Genomic DNA, 860 nt, shown 5'->3' on the forward strand with positions numbered 1-860 from the left:
GCGGGCAGCAATGCCAAGGCAGCGGCGGATGCGGCCGCGCAGATCGCGGGCGTGAAGAAGGTGCTGCTGGCCGATGCGCCGTACTTCGGCGACGGGCTGGCCGAGAACATCGCCGACGAGGTGGTGTCGATTGCGGGCAACTATTCGCACATCCTGGCGACGGCCACGGCGTATGGCAAGAACATTGCGCCGCGCGTGGCAGCGCTGCTGGACGTTGCGCAGATTTCGGACATCACGAAGGTCGACAGCGCGGATACGTTTGAGCGCCCGATCTACGCGGGCAACGCGATTGCCACGGTGCAAAGCGCGGACAAGGTGAAGGTGATCACGGTGCGCTCGACGGGGTTCGACCCGGCGGCGGCGACGGGCGGCAGCGCGGCGGTGGAGACGGTGGCGGCAACGCCGGACGCGGGCGTGTCGCAGTTCGTTGGGCGTGAGGTGACGAAGCTGGACCGTCCGGAGCTGACGAGCGCGAAGATCATCGTCTCGGGCGGCCGGGGTCTGGGTAGCGGCGAGAACTATACGAAGGTGCTCGAGCCGCTGGCGGACAAGCTGGGTGCGGCGCTGGGTGCGTCGCGTGCGGCGGTGGACGCGGGCTACGTGCCGAACGACTATCAGGTGGGGCAGACGGGCAAGATCGTGGCGCCGCAGTTGTATATCGCGGTGGGCATTTCGGGGGCGATCCAGCACTTGGCGGGGATGAAGGATTCGAAGGTGATCGTGGCGATCAACAAGGATCCGGAAGCGCCGATTTTCTCGGTGGCGGATTATGGCCTGGTGGGCGATCTGTTCACGGTCGTGCCGGAGCTGACGGGCGCGCTGTAAGCGCGTCACGAGTCAGGTGAGGTTGCAGGGCGTGC

The 860-nt window shown here is 66.7% G+C and carries 1 protein-coding gene; it reads left to right on the forward strand.

Annotated elements, in window-relative coordinates:
• Positions 1 to 825: electron transfer flavoprotein subunit alpha/FixB family protein (locus PCO31110_RS25550; RefSeq protein WP_150691766.1), on the forward strand; the 825-nt coding region annotated here is incomplete at its 5' end.
• Positions 826 to 860: the final 35 nt, after the last annotated feature.

It is taken from the genome of Pandoraea communis (genome assembly GCF_902459745.1).
Taxonomy (GTDB): domain Bacteria; phylum Pseudomonadota; class Gammaproteobacteria; order Burkholderiales; family Burkholderiaceae; genus Pandoraea; species Pandoraea communis.